Genomic DNA, 19,874 nt, shown 5'->3' on the forward strand with positions numbered 1-19,874 from the left:
TTCGAGGTTTTTTTTTCCGAGTTGTTTAGTCCGCTGCTTCCAATTGTTCGCTTGCATTATTTTATAGGTTAGTAGACTATTGTTGATCCTTTTTTTCGGGTGATGTGTGGTCTAATCAATAATCTTGTTAGGTGTTAACAGTCAGGGTGAAAGTTGCATAATTATAATTTATTTTTCATACTCATTTGTAATAGATAAGTATTGCGGTCATAGCATGGGGGTTATACCTGGTCTCGTTTCGATCCCAGTAGTGAAGTCCTTTTGTGTTTTGTTTGTGTACTATGGTTTTCTATGGGAATTTCATTTCGCTGCAAGCTTTCTCTATTACAATCATCTTTAATCTAACTGTTTTTTTTATCTGATTTTATTTTACTTAATAACTGTATTGCTTAATTTAGGTGATTTTTTTGAAAATTAAAGTTTTAGATACAACTTTACGTGATGGAGAACAGACTCCAGGTGTTTCTTTAACTAGTAAAGAGAAGTTTAGGATTGCCACTAAATTAGATGAAATCGGTATTGATTTTATTGAGGCAGGTTCTGCAATTACCTCCGAAGGTGAAAGGCAGTCTATAAAAGAAATAACCAAACAGGGTTTCAATGCAGAAATATTAAGTTTTTCAAGACCTTTAAAGGGGGACATTGACTTTTGTCTGGAATGTGATGTTGATGCTGTTAATCTAGTTGTTCCCACATCAAAGTTACATATTTATGAAAAATTGAAAAAGACTCCCGAGGAATTGATAGACTTATCCAATAATGCAATCGATTACTGTAAGGATCACGGTTTAACCATTGAAATGTCTGCAGAGGATGCTTCAAGAAGTAATGTTGATTTTTTAAAATCCGTTTACATGGATGCTATAGAACATGGTGTGGATAGGATTTGTGTTTGTGATACTGTAGGGATATTGACTCCCGATACTTCGTATAATTTATTCAATCAGTTAAGCGATATTAAAGTTCCTATTTCCTGTCACTGCCATAATGATTTTGGCCTTGCTGTTGCCAATACATTGTCCGCCCTTAAAGGTGGCGCAACTGAAATTCACACTACCGTTAACGGGATAGGTGAAAGGGCAGGAAACACTTCCTTTGAGGAATGTGTAGTCAGTATTGACAGGTTACTTCCGGACTTTTCAACTGACATTAAAATTGATCAGATTTATAACGTTTCCAAATTGGTAGCAAGATTGACTGGTGTATATATTCAACCTAATAAGGCAATCGTTGGTGAAAATGCTTTTTCACATGAATCAGGTATTCATTCTGATGGAATTATTAAAAATTCTGCTACTTATGAACCTATTACTCCGGAACTTGTTGGCAGAACTCGAAAATTTGTCTTGGGTAAACATATGGGGACTCATGGTCTAAATTCAAGATTGAATGAACTGGGCCTTAAAGTTAATGAAACTCAACTTCAGCAAATCTGTGATGACGTTAAGGGTCTTGCCGATAAGGGTAAAACCGTTACTGACGTTGACCTGCAGATTATTGCGGATAACGTTTTGGAAATCAATCATGAGGATAGGATAAAACTCGATGAAGTTACCATTGTTTCCGGAAATAAGGTCATGCCTACCGCTTCTGTGAAAATCACCATTGACGATGAGCAAATTCTGAATGCTGGTGTAGGTCTGGGACCTGTTGATGCATCAATCAATGCAATCAAATCTCTGGACATATTCAGGGATGTGGATTTGATAGAGTATCACGTAGATTCCATTACAGGTGGTACTGATGCGTTCATTGATGTAATTATCAAACTTCAGAAAGGGGATAAGGTTGTATCTGCCAGAGGTACCGAACCGGATATTATCAATGCAAGTGTCAAGGCATATATTGCAGGGGTCAACAGACTGCTCAGGGATTAGTGTTATCATGGATATGGAAAATATTAAAATTTTAGGTTTTAAGGGCAATATTAACTCTATTGAAGAGACCATAAAGGAAATTGATTCTTTTAAAAAAGACGGTGAGATTATACAGCTTTTCAATGCAGATGCTGTCGTTTCAAAAAATCATATTATTCATGGAGTCAATCAGGCTTTTTTAGCGTTTGAGCGTGGAGAAAATATTGCAAATGATATCAATGTGGAAATAGCCTTGAGATGTTCTGCTCAACGCCAGATTTCAAAAGCATTTGAAATATTGGGTCTGCATGAAGGTGAAATGAATCTTTGCGCAGTTTTAATTGATTGTGATGATTATTCAAAAGAGTTAGGGTTACTGTTTGATGCTGATGATTCTGTCTTTAATGCTGATGAGGATAATTTGAAAAACATTTATAATATCAGCGATGACCAACTGGATAATATGTCAATTGAAGACATCCTTATCGACAGGACTACAAAACTTATAGTAGATTATTGATTTCATCAGCAATTTTATCAAGATATTCCGGTTTAAGACAGTCATATGATAAATTTTTTATTTCGACGGATATCGCTTTTTGTTTTACTCTATTGTAGTTTGGGCATGTTGTTATGAATCCGCTTTTGTTGATGGGAAGTGATTTTTTCAGTTTCCAACTTATTTCCTTTGCATTATCATGCGGAATAATTACATTAACGCCTCTTTTATTTGTATGTAATGTGCCATCAATGTTATTTTTTAAATGCTTTGTTGCATTTAATGTAACTTCCAGTTTTTCTCCAACATTTTCAAGTTCGCAATATATGCCTCCGCATACAATTTGTGAAGTTTTGCTTAATTTTTGGGGAAGTTTTGTTTTTTCGAAAATTTCCTTTTTGTCTGTTGTAATGATTCCCCCGCTTCCGACATTTATTATCTTCGGAGAGCCTGTGGATGCAATGATGATGTCTGCATACTTTCCGTTTCCAAGGCATTGATTTTTATCTCCCAAACCTGCGGAAGCATCTTCGATAGTAATGATGCCGTTGTCTTTACAATATTTTGAGATGAGTCTGGTGTTCTGTTCTGCGCAATAGCCCGCAAAACTTGTATAAATCAAAGCGGAATTATCATTTATATTTAATTCATCCAAATAATCGGGATTTATCAGTCCAAAATCTGTTTTTAAGGTCACTATGTTTTTATTGAGGAATTTTGCAATTTGTTTAAATCCGTGCCAGCCGCCCTGATCAGGCACTATTATGTCTCCTTCAATGGCGGACAGTGCAACGAAAATGCTGTTGTTTCCGCTTGTTGTCATTTTAACATGTTCGTGACCTGTCAATTCCCTGATTTTATTTATGCACAGGGATTCAAAATCAGTATCATTATTTCCTTTTGCAATTTCGCCCATCAGGTCAGTCGCATTTTTTGAAGGTGTTTTAAATTTAAACATATTATCCTCTTTTAAAGTACATATCCAGTGTTGTCTGTTTTGTGTGAAGCATTTCATTCAATAGGGTTCCTTGCTTTACAAATCTGTTTACCGGTGTCTGCAGTACTGTACCGGCATGTTTCAGGCAATCTTCCAGGGTTTCAAATTCTTTGTATGGCCTTGCCATGGCTTCGCGAATATTTTCACGTACATTGAAAACGCCTAAAGGAATATAGTCATCATATGCTTCTCTTAAAATAACGACTCCTGCCTGTTTTTTGATTTTTGTGAGATAATCAAGGACTACCATTTTAGCGGTGTAGTAGCATCCTCCAACAACGGAATATTCCTTTTTGCCGCCGTTGGTTTCGTAATCACTAAATGTAAGGACTTCGTTTTTGATTAATTTTATGAATGTCTCATACCATTCGTATTGCCATTCAGTAGGTGCCAGAATAATTACATAATATGTGTTCAATGCTCCAAACTCAAAGACGCGATATGTGTCGAGCTTTTCAAATTTCCTAACTTCCTTTAGGAATTCATCCGCAAGTGTGGAATCGCATGCGGTAATGGACCAGCGTGTAGGAACGAGCCTTCTTTTGTTTTTTGTTCCGATGGCTCCAACCGAAAATGCCTTTTGCATGGCTGAAAACGGAACGTCCTTGTCATGAAGGTTTACAACAGCATCCCTTGCCTTCAAGTCAGTATCGTAAAAAGTCTTTTCCAGCTGCTTGTCCCATCTAACGGCATCTATGTCAAATTTTTCAATTACTGCACTTGGGCCGTGAGGAGTGCTGTCTTCTGTAAGCATTGATCCTGTCGGACGGGACCCGAAAGTGGCCTCGCTGTCAATTGATTTGGACGCAAGTGATATGTCCTGGAGTTTTTCAACAAATGGATTTTCAACATCATCAATTTTTATCAGCTGTTTTCCCCGAACAAGGCCCATTCGGTAGTTGATGATATCCTCCTGAGTCTTGTTTTGACCTATCCATGATTCGGGAGAGTCCATGATGTAGGTATCACCCATTTGGCTGCTCATCATAGGTCCTGCATACACTTTAGGATAGGACCATCTTCCAATAAATACTGAAGGGGGTGTAGTCCCTTCCAGATTTTTTCCAACATCAACAGATTTCATTTGGATTTGCTCTGTTAATTTGGCAAGATAAGCATTTTTTGTGGCTTTAGTATTCTTCATGGTAAACCTGGTTTAAAAAAAGTAAAGAAAATACTATTGTAAAAATAGTATCTTAACAGAATTCGATGGTTGCAGGTGGTTTGTCACTAATTGATAGTGCAACGTGTGTAACTTCGGATATTTCGGATGTAATCCTTTTGGATATGGTTTGGATTATATCCCAAGGAAGTTCAGTCACTGATGCAGTCATTGCATCAATAGAGTTTACTATTCTGACGACAACAAGGTATCCGAAGTCCCTTTGGTCTCCTTTAACACCTGTTACTTTGGTATCGGTTAAAACGGCGAAATATTGCCATACTTCTTTGTCAAGACCTGCTTTTTCAACTTCATCGCAAACGATTTTGTTGGCTTTTCTGCAGATTTCAACGTTTTCTCTGGTGAGTGCTCCGACAACACGCACTCCAAGACCTGGGCCTGGGAAAGGTTGTCTGTAGACTGTTGTTGCTGGAAGGCCTAATTCGTCACCGATTTCCCTTACTTCATCCTTGTACAAATCACGGATTGGTTCACATAATTCAAGTTCCATTCCGCTTGGAAGAGCAAGGTTGTGGTGGGATTTGATTTCTCCTTCTGTTTCAATCCAATCCGGTGCGATTGTACCTTGAACCAAGTATTTTGCACCTGATTTGATAGCTTCCCTTTCGAACACGTCAATGAATACTTTACCGATGATTTTTCTTTTGTCTTCCGGATCGTCATATCCTGCAAGAGCATCCATAAATTCGTCGGAAGCGTCAACAAACTTGAAATTTAATCTGTCTTTAAAAGTGTTTGTTACCTGTTCGACTTCTCCTTCTCTTAAAAGACCATGGTCTACGAAAATTGCAGTTAAATTGTCACCAATTGCTTTTTGAACAAGAACTGAACATACTGAACTGTCCACTCCACCGGATAATGCAATAATAGCTTTTTCATCTCCGATTTGTTCTTTGATTTCTTTTATTGCATTTTCAATAAATTCTTTTGGGCTTAACATTTTATTCCTCATCTTCTTCATCTTCTTCGTAATCTTCAATGATTTGTTTTATCATTGCTTCTAAACCGTTATCGTTACCTGCTTCAATAGCTTCGATAATATCATCATATTTGACGAATTTTTCAAGTTTTACTGATTTTCCTCCAATTCCGGAAATTCTAAATCCGTATTCTTCATCGCCAATAGGGATGTTGACAAATTGTCTTTTCAAACCAGCTTTATTGTCCTGTGCTTTTTTTGCTAAATCTTCAGCGTTATCAATCATTATTACACCTTTTGACAGATTTTATAAAAGTTTTTAAAAATTATTTCCCCTTTCGGAGTATGATGCACTTCGGGATGGAACTGTATTCCATAAACGTCCTTGTCCTTATGCTTAAAGGACTCCACATCACATAAATTAGAACTGGCCAAGATTTCAAACTCTTCAGGAATGCTTTTGACTTCATCCTTGTGGGAAGACCAAACATCCATTTCAGGGGCCAATCCTTCAAATAAGTTTTCATCATTATTGATATTAATTTTCACTTGAGCATAACTTTCAGTATCGGAAGTGGTTACCTCTCCCCCATATGCTTTTGCAATTAACTGATGGCCAAGGCATATTCCCAAAATTGGAATGTCGAAGTGCTTGATGTAGTCTTCACTGTTACCGGCACCTTCGATTGAAGGTCCTCCGCCTAAAATTAGTCCAATTGGATTTTCAGCTTCAATCTCTTCAACAGATAATGTATTTGAAACCAATTTGGAAGGTATATTTAGGTATTGCAAACTTCTCTGAATTCTATGGTTGTATTGGCCTTTATTGTTAATCACTATGATTGTCATTTTATACTCCATGAAAATATAATAATATTATTTTTGGTTTTTTTAATTATTATAGTTATCATTAATTTTAATAGAATTTGTAATTTTTTCAATTAATTCCACATCTCCGCCTTCAACAATGATAAAATGATTATCGTCATTGTAAACACCTGCAACATCACAGTCGATTTGACCGTCAACACGTGTGTTTGAAATGTAGAATGTGATATTTTCAGAGCTTTTGTTGATTTTGGGATTGTTGAAATTGTTCAGGTTTTCCAGTACGGATTTGCCGAAGTCGATTTCCTCACCCGTATTTGATGAGTATGTATTTTCAATATACTGCTTGTCAAAACTGGAAATGGTCAGATCAATGTTTTTTGCCCTGTAAACAGTAATGAAATCATAATTGGATTTGTATTCATTGGTGATATTTTCAATTTCCGTTTCCACCGGAACTTCAACTGAAAATTCCTCAAATTCAATGACTTTGGTAGTTTCTGCATAGAAACCGTATGCAACTAGACTAAGGGCTGCAATAAAAAATAAGGATAAATATAATACTACTTTCTGTTTTGGTTTCATATAACTCACTAATAAGTTTATATACAATATCAAATATAAACAATTCCATGGAATTCCAAGATTTGATATTTATAATAGTTGCTATTTTTGCAGCTGTATTGCTATTAAAAATATTTATGTGGTTACTGCCGGTTATAGTAGTATTACTTATAGCTTTCTTCATCTACATGTTCTTGAAAGAACGTTATGAATAATATTATTGGATATCGTGGTAAGCGGAGGTTGCTGCAACTGCACCTTCTCCACAAGCAACTACCCATTGTTTTAAACCAACGCACACATCACCGATTGCATAAACATAATCAACGTTTGTTTTTTGGTCTTTATCAATGATAATGTGGCCTGTTTCATCTAAATCCACGCCCAGCTGTTCTGCAAGTTCAGTGTGTGGAATGTAACCTACACTGATGAAAACGCCGTTTACAGGCATGTCTTTCAGTTCTCCGGTTTTTGTGTCTTTAAGTGTTACGGCTTCAACAAGCATTTCTCCTTTTATTTCTTCGACGGTTGAATTTAGTATTGTTGGGATTCCTGCTTCTTTAATCTGGTTCTGCAGGTGTTTCTGTGCTCTGAATTCATCTCTTCTGTGAACAACACTGACGTTTGCACCAAGATTTTTGAGGTACAATGCTTCCTGAAGTGCGCTGTTTCCGCCTCCTACCATGATGATGTCACGGCCCTGGAAGAAAAATCCGTCACAGGTTGCGCAGTAGCTTACTCCTTTTCCCTTGAATTCAACTTCGCCCTTTGCATCAAGGTTTCTGTGAGAACTGCCTGTTGCTAAAATTATTGTTTTGCTTTGGTATTCGTCCTTGTTTGTTTTAACTGTGAAACGGTATTCATCATCTGTTTTAATTATTTCCTCTACATTTTCATTTTCGTGAAGCTCTGTGTTTTTGGTTGCCTGCGCTTTCATCTTTTCAATCAGTTCCAGTCCTGAAATATTGTCAAAACCGGGATAGTTTTCCATTTCAGGCACTTCACGACCCAATCCTCCGGCAAGATCCCTGTCGATTATCAGATTTTTAGTTCCTTGCCTTCCTGCATAGATACCAGCTGTGAGACCTCCAGGCCCAGCTCCTATAATGATAATGTCATATTGTTCCATTTTCACACCTAAAAATAAAAAATAGTGGATTTAATTAGATTAAATCCTCAACTGCTTTTTTTACATCTCCCAAATCTTCAGTTGGTTCGAATCTGCGAACAGGATTTCCTTCACGGTCAACTAAAAATTTGGTGAAGTTCCATTTGATGTCGTTGTTGTCTTTGTAATGTCTGTCTTTTGCTCTTAACATTAATTTCAATGCGGTTGCACCTTTACCTTTGATTTCAGTGAATGGCTGTTCGTTTTTAAGGTATTCAAATAAAGGATCTGCGTTTTCACCGTTTACATCAATCTTGTCAAAGATTTGGTACGGTACCAACCATTTGTTGCGGCATACTTCTGCGATTTCTTCGGTTGTACCAGGGGCCTGTTCTCCAAACTGGTTGCATGGGAAATCTAGGATTTCAAAGCCCTGGTCTTTAAATTCTGCATAAATTTCGTTTAGTTCGGTGTATTGTGGAGTAAAACCACATTTGGTTGCTGAATTCACGATTAGTAGTACTTTGTCTTTAAATTCGGATAGGGAAACCATGTTTCCGTCACCGTCTTTTACTTCAAAATCATATACGGTCATTTTATCACCTTTTAATACTTAACAAAGTTAGGTTTATATGTTATTTGTTAAAGTTAAGTATAAATAGTTTATCTATAAAAAAATTTTTAGGCATTTTGTTTAGACTAAAGTTAACACTTTACTCGATTTATTTATCTTATTGGCCATATAATTAATTATAATTATTATGGTGGGGGTTGTTATTTTGAAAATAAACGGGCTCTTGATAATAAGTATTATTATAGTTTTTTTAACAATTGGGGCTGCAGGCGCATCTGATAATGTAACTGAAGGTGATTCCGTTGCGGCCATATGTGAAAACACGTCCTGTGATGTGTTGAGTGATAAATTTTACTATGATGGAGATGTGTATGCTTCGCTGAAAGATAATTATGCGGAGGATGACTGGGGTCAAAAGGAACTGGTTTATCTTGCATCTTACGATGATAAAAGCGGAAACTTTACAGTTTCTGTAGATAATGTCGAAAAATTAACAGTTCCACTTACAGAAGGATATTTCTCCATCGAAGATGATGGGCATGGTGGAACCTACAGGCAATATGTCAAAAACATCTATCCGACCGATTTAGGTCTGGATTGCGGAAATTACAGTATACAGGTAAACTTCAACGACAAAAATATTATAGATTCACAGGTTTCATTAAAGTTTAAAGATGATTTTGATGTTTTCATGCAGAATCCGTACTATTGCGAAGAGGAGTATTTGGATTCGCCGAGCTTTCTGATTATAGATTCAAATCATGCAAATTCAGGTACTTTGGAAATTTATGTAAACGGCACCAGAAAACTGAATTACACATTAACCAATGGTACTTTTGAAGTGATTGACGATTATCCATACAAATCAAAGTATATTGCACCTTCACAGCTTTTTGCAGGATATGGTGACTATAATGTGAAAGTCACATTCACAGATGACAACGGAACTGTAACTTTAAAGGATGAAAATGTGGTATTCAGGGAATTCGAGCCTACGATTGACCCAAAACTTGAACTCTATTTTGACTTCTATACTTTGGCTTTGCCTGCAGACAATGTTGCCCATATTTATCTGCCCCGTGAGGCAAAGGGCAATCTGACAATAAGTTTCAATGATGTTAAAAATGCTGAAGTGACCTATTCAAAAGGACAGGGTTCCTATTATATCAACGCATGGCAGTTAAATCACCTGGGTGAAAATGTCATCACCGTCAATTATACAGGTGATGATTTTGGAACACTGACCATAAGCGAAAAGATTATTGTGGTTCCTTCAATTACATTGCCGTTTATCGTAAGCGTCGGTGAAGAGTTTACAATTTCCATGGTGACTCATGAATGGGTTTTCGGAAAATTCAATGTATATGAATATATCGGAGATAGGAAAGGAAAATTACTGGCTTCAAATTATATAGAAAATCGTGTATCTTCAGTTCAGCTGTCAAGTGATGTTGTCGGGTTGAATAAGTTCTATCTTGAATTTGAATATCCTGGAGGAGATTATCCTATGGTTGAAGAGGTTCATGTAATCGAGAACAGCGAAAACATCACAGTTCACATTCCAAGTGAAGTCGAAATAGGCAATGATTTCAATGTCACCGTTAAAACACCGTGTTATCCGTTTTCATATGTTTATATTGCGGTTGATGGAGTGTCCGAATTTTTCAACATCGAAACAGGTGAAGTCACAAAAAGCATTTCAGGTCTCGGCAAAGGTTCCCACAAAATACACGTTGAATATAACGAAGGGGATTTCGTTGACGGGCGATGGATTGGGGATGTATACTCAAAAATGTTCACGGTCAATGTCGTGGAACCAACTGAAATAGAATTTGATGATGTAGTTACTTGTTACAGTTCCAATGAAACTTTTGTTGTAACATTAATGGACAATAAAGGAAATTGCCTACCGGATTATCCGATTTACATCAATTTAAATGGAGCTAATCTAAAAGATAAAATCACCAGTAACGGCAAGGTTATAGTAATTGATGATTTAAGTTGCAATTTTACCGCTGTGAGTGATGAAAACGGTCAGGTTGAACTAATGTTTGATTTATGTGCCGGCAATTATACTGCATTTTTCGGTTTTGCAGGTGATGAAAATTACATGTCATCAAACAGGACCTCCAAAATCACCATCAGTAAGCTTCCAACATCTCTGAATGCTTCAGATGTTGAAATGATTTACAGTGATTCGGACAATATGATTATAACCCTAAAGGATGTTAACGGTAAGGTGTTATCTGAAAAATTGATCTCGGTTGATATAAAACATGCAGCTGATTTGCCTGCAGACGCTTGGAGTTATAATTTAACAACTGACAAAAACGGTGTTGCCAGACTGCCTATTGACTTGGATGCCGGCAGTTATGTAACGGCCATTTCATTTAGAGGGGATGTAAACTATTTGGCAAATTCAACAAGTGCTGAAATTGAAGTATCAAAAATGAGCACAGGCCTGTCAGTTCAAAACATCACTATTGCACCAATTTCTGTCGGATATTTAACAGTCACATTGAGTGATGCATATAATCATCCATTATCCGATAAGACAATATCAATCAGTTTAAACGGAATCCAATATATGAATGCAACTGACGCAATGGGTCAAGTAAAACTTCCTGTTAGTTTGGACAGTGGAAATTATACTTCAGCAATTTCTTATGATGGGGATGCAAACTATGAATCATCATCTGCCACAGCTTATATAACTGTCAAAAAATTAGGCACAGTCATAATCGCTCCGAACATCAGTTCAACTTATAATATTGCTAAGAACCTTTTAGTAACATTGAAGGACTCAAACGGTGTTGCTCTTGTCGGCAAGCATGTCATAATTAAAGTGGCAGGTAAGACATATGACAGGATTACCAATGGAAATGGTCAGGTTTCATTATCTCTCATTTTGGCCACTAAAACCTATTGGGCCGAAATCAGTTTTGCAGATGATAATTCATTTATCGGATCATCCCACAAAACAAAAATTGTTTTTGCAAAGGCTACACCAAAATTAACCGCAAAATCAAAAACATTCAAAGTGAAAACAAAAACAAAAAAGGTCACCGCAACTTTAAAGGACAATAAGGGCAAAGTGATGAAAAAGGTTAAGGTCACCTTAAAAGTCAACAAGAAAACATACTCTGCAAAAACCAACTCTAAAGGTATAGTTACTTTTAAGGTAAAACTAACCAAGAAAGGAACTTTCAAGGCCATTTATAAATTTATGGGTAATTCCAACTACAAATCAATCAGCAAAACCTTAAAAATCATTATTAAAAAGTAAGTCTTTGCACTTACATCTTTTTTTATTTTTTTTCAATTAGTTTTTGCCAAGTCATTCAACTTGCAGATTTTAGTTAAAATTTCCATTAATAATTTAAATAATTAATGACATAATATTTTTCTGATGAAAACAAAATTGGAAAAATTGATGGTGATAATATCATTTATAACTTCATTCTTCACAGTGTTTGTATCGAATGGGGTTATCATTGCCGTGCCTAATATTGCACAGACCTTTGCAATGACCAATACTGTCCAGAATTGGATTCCTACCATAGTTGTTCTTACTATGGCATTGTTTACGGTTCCTGCAGGCCAGATATGTGGAAAAATAGGTTCAAAGAAAACATTTGTCTTGGGACATTCCCTTTTTCTTGTTAGTTTGTTAGGATGCATATTCGCATTTTCAGCGGAAAGTTTTTTGTTCTTCAGATTTGTTCAGGGAGTGGGCGGAGCCTTTGCCAATGTTGCTGAAATGGCGTTAATAGTGTTGGCTATCAGCAAGGAAAGCCGTGGAAAAGCTTTAGGAATCATTATAGGTGGAGTTTACTTAGGTACTTCAGCAGCACCTGTTATCTGCGGATTTTTAACTGATCTGTTTGGATGGAAATCCATTTTCTTTGTTTCAATTCCGTTTATAACATTCTGTATTCTTATGATGATTTTCAAATTCGATGCTGATTGGATTACTTCTCCTGATGACAGGTTTGATTTAATAGGAACATTATTTTACATGTCCGGTATTTTCATGTTCATCTATGGTTTTACAGAATTGAATACTGTTTTCGGAGCTGTATTAACCGTAGTAGGATTGGTGGTTCTTGTTGTATTTGTTTTATTCGAGCTGCGCCAGAAAACACCTGTATTGAATGTAAATCTATTCAGAAACAAGCCTTTCACATATTATAATATAGCGGGATTGTGCGGTTATTTTGCGGTGATGGTATTAAGTACAATATTCAATTACTATTTCCAATATGTAAAAGGTTGGAGCGCAAGTCTCACGGGGTTGATACTGATTATTAGTCCGGTTGTCATGTCAATAACTGCTCCAAATTCCGGAAGACTTTCGGACAGGATTCATCCACAAAAGATTGCGGGTATAGGAATGGCTCTAACGGGTATTGCATTGTCAATTCTGGTATTTGTGGATGCCGGCACTTCAATATTTGTGGTCGTATTGGCTATGGTATTGCAGGCATTGGGAATGGGTCTGTTCTCCGGTCCGAATATGAACGCTATCATGAGTTCAGTTCCTCAAAAACAAGCTCCTCATGCCTCAGCTTCACAGCTTACAATACGGGCAATTGGCCAAACCATGAGTCTGGGTCTTCTGACATTGGTATTCTCATGGGTAATGGGTGATTTGATTTTGTCCACACAGTATGCAGGCATGGTTGTAACATCTTCAAAAATTATATGCGGCATCTGCGTAATTGCATGTGTGGTTGCTGTTATTACTTCCGTATTGGGATTACGTTCGGAACCAGCAGAATCTTAACTGGAAGATAATTACTATTTTTAAGTAATCTTTCTTTCTTTTTTTTGTCAAAATTAATAGGCAATATTTAAGGAAATTCCAAAAATATAAATTATATTATTATAGATAATAATCTGATTAAACATGAATCTCAAATTAAGCAGTAAGATGCAACTGTTGGTCTTGTTTACTTTAGCTGCAAGCCTGGTATGCATTTCTCAATCCATTATAACAACAGGAATCGTTTATCTGATGAGTGATTTTTCAGTCTCGTCAACACAAGCGCAATGGTCATATTCAGCATTCCTACTTGTTGTAGGGGTCATGATTCCGTTAAGTGCATTTATATCACGTAGATTCACTGCAAAAGCAATATTTTTCTTTTCATTGATTATATTTCTCGTTGGGTCAATTATATGTTATTTTTCAACTTCACTGATTGTTTTGATTATTGGGAGAATTCTTCAGGCTATAGGAAACGGCATTATAATGCCTTATGTTCAGATTTTGCTTCTTAGAACAGTTCCTGAAGAAAAATGGCAGACTTATATGGGATTGTATGGTTTGGTAATAGCAATAGCTCCGGTCATCGGTTCTTTTTTAGGAGGATTTGTCATAACTTTATACGGATGGAGAAATCTGTTTTCATTTTTCACAATATCTACAATAATTCTTTTATTTTTAGGAGCAATATTTGTAAAAGACAATGAACCCACTGAAGATTATCCTCTTGACTGGCTGTCTGTCATATTGTCCATAATTGGATGTGCCGGCATAATGCTTGGTTTTACAAATGTTGCAGATTACGGATTGACACATTATAGGGTAATTTTGCCGATAATCATTGGAATTATAACTTTGATATTATTCGTAAAACGCCAATCAAAATTAGAACATCCTTTGATTAACTTATCCATTCTTAAAAACAAGTATTTCTTGGTGGGCACAGCATTTATCAGCATTCTCTTTGCAGGTTTAAATGCATGCTCTGCAATTATTCCGATATTCATTCAGGGAATAGCTTACCATTCTGCAATTTTTTCCGCTTCAGTACTTCTGCCTGGAGGATTATTGATTATTGTCTTTAATATCATAGGTCCATTGCTTGTAAATAGAATAGGAATCCGAAAGGTCCTGATTATGGGTTGCATTATTTCCATGATAGGATTTGGAACCATGATGTTATATACTCAGGAGTCATCCTTTGAATTCATGACCATAACTCAGTCAGTCCGTTTTATCGGTGTAGGTTTGGCTCTGATGCCTGCCACAACATGGACATTGAGTATGGTATCCGATAAGGTTGAGGATGGAACTGCAGTCAACAATACATTAAGACAGATTTTTGCTGCAATTGGATCATCAATGGTGGTTGTTGTAGTTGCTATTCTGGCAGGAGGTAGCATAGGCCACAATTCCGCTTCAGTAACCGGATTCAATCAGACTGCACTGATTTTACTTATATTGCATATTGTCATGCTTATTTTGACCATTCTTTTCATTGACGATAAGGAAAAAATTGAACATTCAAATGTTGATTGATTCAAAAATTAAAAAATAAATTACTATATAAAAGAAAGTTTTTTTCAAAAATTAAATATAATCTGTACAAATTATCATTTTTTTTTAATATTCTTCATATTTTTACATGATAATATACATAATGTTAATTATCAAAATTTTGGGGGAAAATAATTTTGAAATTTTACAAAAAAAGTATAATCCTTCTAATTTTATTGATAATGACAATGGGGGTTGTCTGTGCTGAGGACACAAATCAAACTGCACATGGCGCTTTGCAAATAGCTGACTCACAGGATGTTATTTCAAATTCCTCTGTCAAGACATTCGATGATTTGGCAGATGATATCATCAACAAATCAGATGATTCAATAACTTTTGAAAGTGATTATACATATGATGAAAATGACCATTCTAAAATAATACAATTTGCTAACTCAAATTTTATAATTGAGGGAAACAATAAGGTTATTGATGCTAAAAACAAAACATTTGTTTTCAAATTAGTCAATAACAGTAATGTAGTTATTAAAAATCTTGTAATACGAAATACTAACGAATCTGCAATATTGGTTATTGACAGTACATTGATTACTGTCAATGTAACATTCGAAAACAATCATGACATGTACGGTGCTGCAATATACGGTTATGAAAGTAAAATTACCAGTACCAACGATAAATTCATTGAAAACTATGCGCCTCAGGGAGCTTCAATATATGTTGAAGATTCAACCACTCTGAATGTTAACAATGCAACATTTTCAAATAAGAATCCTCTCCAATGGGGTTTGATATATGGTCGTGTAGCTGAAATAAACGTTTATGATACTGTCTTTTCGAATATCAATTCCAAATATGCAACTGCAATCTACAATACATTCAACACAAATGTCAAAAGATCAAAATTCATCAATTTGAATGCTACCGCAACAGGTGGAGCAATTGGAATTAAAAGCAACAATCCTACCAACATGACTTACCTGACAATTGACGGGTGTGAATTTATAAACGATTATGCAGCTAAAAATGGTGGTGCAATATTTGTGGATATTAATGGAATGTTTGATGATGGATTTGACGGATATGTAAAAATTTCCAATTCCAAATTTGACAGCAATTCCGCAGAGTTCGGAGCAGCTGTCCTTCAGCTTGGAGGAACCTTGGATATATTCAACTCAACATTCACAAACAACAAAGCTTCTGAAAACGGTGGAGCAGTTTACACATCAAACGCATCAGTGATTGTGAACAAAGGTCAGTTTACAAATAATGCTGCCGATAAGGACAACGGTTTTGGTGGAGCAGTATTTGTTGACTTAGGTGATGTTAAAATTACAGATTCCTCTTTTACAGAAAATGTAGCTGATGAGGGTGCTGCACTTTATGCTTTCATTACTCAGTATAATATAGCAAACTGCGAATTTAAGGACAATGGCGAGGATATCCATACTTATTTCGATAAGCCAAATAGTGAAATCATAGAGTCAGGAAATTACCGTGCTGCTTTAAATGAAAAGAATTACACTTTAACCTTAAGATACGGTGCAGATGAAATTGTATTGAATCCTCAGCCAATTACCGGATCTGCAAGTGATTCATACTTCAATTTAAGGGACTTGAATCTTGTTACTCCTGTCAGGGACCAAGGTTATATGGGTGCATGCTGGGCTTTCGGTGCGGCAGGTGCCTTTGAATCAGCATTTTTAATTGCAACAGGTCAGTCAATTGATATTTCTGAAAACAACATTCAAAATTTCGGTTTACGTTATTCAACCTATGGTAATCCAGGATATGTTGAAGCGGGAAATATGTATGGAAGTGCTTCTTACTTTACAAGCTGGGTCGGCGGTGTTCCTACCGAATCTGACACATATGATGAACTTGGAAAAATATCTTCAATGAAGTATAGTCCTGTTGCATATCATATAGTGGACGCTATTTTCGTAAACATTACAGACAGACAGGCCATTAAAGAGGCATTGACAAAATACGGTGCTTTGAATATATTTATGCACGGTGCAAATTCAAACCAAAAAGAATATTATAATGCTGAAACCAAATCAGTCTATTATTACGGTAAAGACGGAGGAAACCATTATGTAACTCTCGTCGGATGGAACGATACATTCTCCAAAGACAACTTTTCCAAAAAAGCACCGGGCGACGGAGCATGGATTTGCAAAAACAGTTGGGGAACGGACTGGGGAGATGGAGGATACTTCTATCTTTCATACTACGACACCTCTCTGAATTCTCATGCAGTCGGCTTCCTATTTGAAAATACCGAAAAGTATGAAAAGCTTTATCAAAACGAAATGACAGGAATAAAAACTTTCAATGAGAACTTAAAAATTTTCGGCCATATTTTCACCAGTGTTGACGGAGATATAATTTCTGCTGTCGGTACCTACTTTGAAAACGCAGGCAGCCCATATGAAGTATACGTTTATGTAAATAACTATCTGGTTCACGAACAAAAAGGAAAAGTTGACCACGCAGGATATAACACAATAAAACTTGACAAGAATCTTTATGTTGATGCAAATTCATCATTTGAAGTCAGGTTTGTTGCAGATTCAACACCGATAACAGTTAAGGTAAGGTCTCCTATGGGAATTAATGTGAACTATGCAATAAACGCAGCAGGTACCAGATTAGATCCTTCAGATGAAAATATTGTTGTGCCTGTAAAAGTCTATACTTATAGAAATCCTGGAATCGTTAATAATATTGTAAAATATTACAGTAATGAAAGCGTCACTGTATTAAATGTATCTAATGTGGTGGGTGTTGATTCTCTTCAAGTAAGTTTCAACGGTACCAACACCACAATTCCAATAGTTAACGGTTCTGGCAGTTTTATAATAATGGAAGCTCTGCCTGTTGGTGCACATCTTGTTACTTTCAATTACAACAACATGAAATGGAACGTTCAGATTCTGATTAAAACAAGTATTGACAGCGGAGAAGAGTATTCAATGACTCTCGGATATAAGGCCAAAGGAGCATTCACAGTACAATTCTTTGATGCTGATGGAAAACCATTGAATGAGACTAAAGTAACCGCAAAATTCGACGGCAAAGCACTTTCAGGTGCAGTTACTAATGAAAATGGATCATTAACTGTTACAATAGCCAACACTGTATCCATCGGAAAACATTACATTGATTATGTAAACCCTGTAACCGGCGAAACATTGAGAATAACAGTTTCTGTCGTATCAAGATTCATCGGAAACACCAACATCAACATGTACTACTATGACGGACATGTCTACAGGGTTCGTGTAAAAGATGCCAACGGCAAGTTTGTCGGCAAGAACCAAGTTGTAAAAGTAAAAATCGGCAAAAAGACATACAATGTCAAAACCGATGCAAACGGATATGCAAAACTCAAGATTCCATATCAAATCACTCCTGGTAAATACACAATATCTGCAACATATGCCGGTCAGACTGTTAAAAACACTTTGAAAGTGGTGCAGGTGCTTAAAACAACCAAGACCGTTAAGGTCAAAAAGTCTGCCAAAAAACTTGTCTTGAAAGCTACCCTTAAGAAAGGAAAAACAGCTATTAAAGGCAAAGTTATCAAATTCAAGGTAAACGGCAAAACTTACAATGCAAAAACCAACAAGAAGGGTATTGCACAGGTAACTCTTAAAAAATCAGTTATCAATAAACTTAAAGTGAAAAAATACACTATCAAAGTTAGTTACTTGAGTGATGTTGTAAAAGCAACATTAAATGTTAGACGTTAGAGATTCAATTCTCTAACATTTCTTATTTTTTTCAGCTATTTTTAAGTTAAAGTTTCAATCAACGAATCAATTCTTTTTCATATGGGATGAGTCAATTCTCAATTGGTATTTTTCTAATGGATTATCATTTGCTTTAAAAGGCAATTAATTTACACGTAGTTTTTAATAACACTTTAAAGATTTTTACCCGTAAAATTAATTATTCATGCGGAAATTTTTAAGGGAAATATTAAATAATTTTTCAATCATTTCTCAATTTGATAGACTCCATATCCTGACTCGAATTTCTCTTTCAGATGATATTTGGAATATTGGTCCTGATTGTCCCATAAAACCAGGTATATATTTTTTTCAGGATTCTTTTCAATAATCTTGTGTATATTGCCGGATATTTCAATATCGGGGCCGTAGAAATAAGTGTCCTTAACAGAGTACTGTTTTGTCTTGTTCAAATCAGCATGAAGGACCTGATATCCGAAATCGGTATCATAAATGATTATACTGTCGTTGTTGTTGATGGAGTGAAGGAATGATGCCTTCTTTTCATTGAATTCAAATCTTGAATTGATGTCATCATGTGTTATGCAAATGCCGGTTGCTGCAAAAACCATTATGAAAGCCAGCATTACTGCCAGAAGTTTTGTGTTTTCGATTTTACCTATGATTATTGATGCTGACAGCCAGAAAACGCCAAGTACCGGCAGCAGATATCTGGCATGTATCTCTCTTGAGGATATTATCAGCATGACCATGCCCACTGCAATTGTCGCATACATCAAAAAAACTCCGCTTCCTTCGTATCTTGCCTTAGTTTTATACATTAAATATATCATTGAAAGCAGGAATATCAGGGCAAGAATCTTAAGAATTATCATTTCCTGGCTGAAATTGGTATTTTTTATCTTAATAATGCAAGAATCCCATGACCTCTTTTAGGTCGTGGATGAATTGCATTGTTGTGTGTACTATTTTTTTTAATTAATTTTATTGCGTTTATTTTTATTTAATATATTTGGAAACTATTTTAGACATATGAATTTTTTGTTCAGTGTACTCTCTTTTTTTTGTGTGGGATTTGTAATATTTGCTTTGAGTTGTGAAAATTGTCTTGGGTTTGAAAAATTGTTTTCAGTTAGTTATTCGATTACTTCTCAAATGCTCTCCCTCTTTTTTTATATAGGAGTAATTACCAAATGGTATACTATGTAATTAATGTAATTTAATTGTAGTTTTAAAAAATAACACTATTTTGTATATCTTAAAAAAAATGTAAAATTTGGGGATGAATCTATTTGGGTG

15 protein-coding genes and 1 rRNA gene are annotated in these 19,874 nt (G+C 35.8%); 7 read left to right on the plus strand and 9 right to left on the minus strand.

What is annotated here, in order from left to right:
• The first annotated feature begins 199 nt into the window (after positions 1-199).
• From rrf to cgi121, 3 genes are all read left to right on the plus strand, one after another.
• Positions 200-317, plus strand: a 5S ribosomal RNA gene (gene rrf / locus ACKI2P_RS06955).
• 90 nt (positions 318-407) lie between these two features.
• Positions 408-1,877 (plus strand): (R)-citramalate synthase, encoded by a 1,470-nt coding sequence (locus ACKI2P_RS06960; protein ID WP_407376276.1) that lies wholly within the window; start codon positions 408-410, stop codon positions 1,875-1,877.
• A 7-nt stretch (positions 1,878-1,884) separates the two neighbouring features.
• Complete coding sequence (gene cgi121 / locus ACKI2P_RS06965; protein WP_407376278.1) at positions 1,885-2,376, plus strand: KEOPS complex subunit Cgi121; 492 nt, start codon at positions 1,885-1,887, stop codon at positions 2,374-2,376.
• On the opposite strand, the gene ACKI2P_RS06970 is transcribed toward cgi121, so the two are convergent.
• The 8 genes from ACKI2P_RS06970 to ACKI2P_RS07005 all read right to left on the minus strand — a co-directional run bounded on the left by ACKI2P_RS06970 (position 2,360) and on the right by ACKI2P_RS07005 (position 8,549).
• Positions 2,360-3,313 (minus strand): DegT/DnrJ/EryC1/StrS family aminotransferase, encoded by a 954-nt coding sequence (locus tag ACKI2P_RS06970; protein WP_407376279.1) that lies wholly within the window; start codon positions 3,311-3,313, stop codon positions 2,360-2,362. The genes cgi121 and ACKI2P_RS06970 overlap by 17 nt on opposite strands.
• Position 3,314: 1 nt before the next feature.
• Positions 3,315-4,496 carry a hypothetical protein gene (locus ACKI2P_RS06975; RefSeq protein WP_407376281.1) on the minus strand — a complete coding sequence of 394 codons (1,182 nt, stop codon included), beginning with the start codon at positions 4,494-4,496 and terminating at the stop codon, positions 3,315-3,317.
• A gap of 52 nt (positions 4,497-4,548) precedes the next feature.
• Positions 4,549-5,475 (minus strand): glutamine-hydrolyzing GMP synthase, encoded by a 927-nt coding sequence (gene guaA / locus ACKI2P_RS06980; protein ID WP_407376283.1) that lies wholly within the window; start codon positions 5,473-5,475, stop codon positions 4,549-4,551.
• Position 5,476: 1 nt separating this feature from the next.
• Positions 5,477-5,740: a hypothetical protein gene (locus tag ACKI2P_RS06985; RefSeq protein ID WP_407376285.1), complete on the minus strand. Its 264-nt coding sequence runs from the start codon at positions 5,738-5,740 to the stop codon at positions 5,477-5,479.
• Positions 5,741-5,742: 2 nt separating this feature from the next.
• Positions 5,743-6,303 (minus strand): GMP synthase subunit A, encoded by a 561-nt coding sequence (locus tag ACKI2P_RS06990; RefSeq protein WP_407376287.1) that lies wholly within the window; start codon positions 6,301-6,303, stop codon positions 5,743-5,745.
• Positions 6,304-6,345: 42 nt separating this feature from the next.
• The gene (locus ACKI2P_RS06995; RefSeq protein WP_407376289.1) at positions 6,346-6,867 is read right to left on the minus strand and encodes a hypothetical protein; all 522 of its coding nucleotides are present in this window, start codon (positions 6,865-6,867) and stop codon (positions 6,346-6,348) included.
• A gap of 196 nt (positions 6,868-7,063) precedes the next feature.
• Positions 7,064-7,975, minus strand: a complete 912-nt coding sequence (gene trxB / locus ACKI2P_RS07000) for a thioredoxin-disulfide reductase (protein WP_407376291.1) — start codon at positions 7,973-7,975, stop codon at positions 7,064-7,066.
• Positions 7,976-8,009: 34 nt separating this feature from the next.
• On the minus strand, positions 8,010-8,549 hold the full coding sequence (locus ACKI2P_RS07005) for a glutathione peroxidase (RefSeq protein WP_407376293.1): 540 nt from the start codon (positions 8,547-8,549) through the stop codon (positions 8,010-8,012).
• 184 nt (positions 8,550-8,733) lie between these two features.
• Between ACKI2P_RS07005 and ACKI2P_RS07010 the strand changes: the two genes are divergently transcribed.
• The 4 genes from ACKI2P_RS07010 to ACKI2P_RS07025 all read left to right on the plus strand — a co-directional run bounded on the left by ACKI2P_RS07010 (position 8,734) and on the right by ACKI2P_RS07025 (position 18,575).
• The gene (locus ACKI2P_RS07010) at positions 8,734-11,814 is read left to right on the plus strand and encodes an Ig-like domain-containing protein (RefSeq protein WP_407376294.1); all 3,081 of its coding nucleotides are present in this window, start codon (positions 8,734-8,736) and stop codon (positions 11,812-11,814) included.
• 123 nt (positions 11,815-11,937) lie between these two features.
• Positions 11,938-13,314 (plus strand): MFS transporter, encoded by a 1,377-nt coding sequence (locus ACKI2P_RS07015; protein WP_407376296.1) that lies wholly within the window; start codon positions 11,938-11,940, stop codon positions 13,312-13,314.
• 123 nt (positions 13,315-13,437) lie between these two features.
• Positions 13,438-14,835: an MFS transporter gene (locus tag ACKI2P_RS07020; RefSeq protein WP_407376298.1), complete on the plus strand. Its 1,398-nt coding sequence runs from the start codon at positions 13,438-13,440 to the stop codon at positions 14,833-14,835.
• 155 nt (positions 14,836-14,990) lie between these two features.
• Complete coding sequence (locus tag ACKI2P_RS07025) at positions 14,991-18,575, plus strand: C1 family peptidase (protein ID WP_407376300.1); 3,585 nt, start codon at positions 14,991-14,993, stop codon at positions 18,573-18,575.
• A 245-nt stretch (positions 18,576-18,820) separates the two neighbouring features.
• On the opposite strand, the gene ACKI2P_RS07030 is transcribed toward ACKI2P_RS07025, so the two are convergent.
• Complete coding sequence (locus ACKI2P_RS07030) at positions 18,821-19,396, minus strand: hypothetical protein (RefSeq protein ID WP_407376302.1); 576 nt, start codon at positions 19,394-19,396, stop codon at positions 18,821-18,823.
• Between the last annotated feature and the right edge of the window lie 478 nt (positions 19,397-19,874).

Source organism: Methanobrevibacter sp. (genome assembly GCF_045541095.1).
Taxonomy (GTDB): domain Archaea; phylum Methanobacteriota; class Methanobacteria; order Methanobacteriales; family Methanobacteriaceae; genus Methanocatella.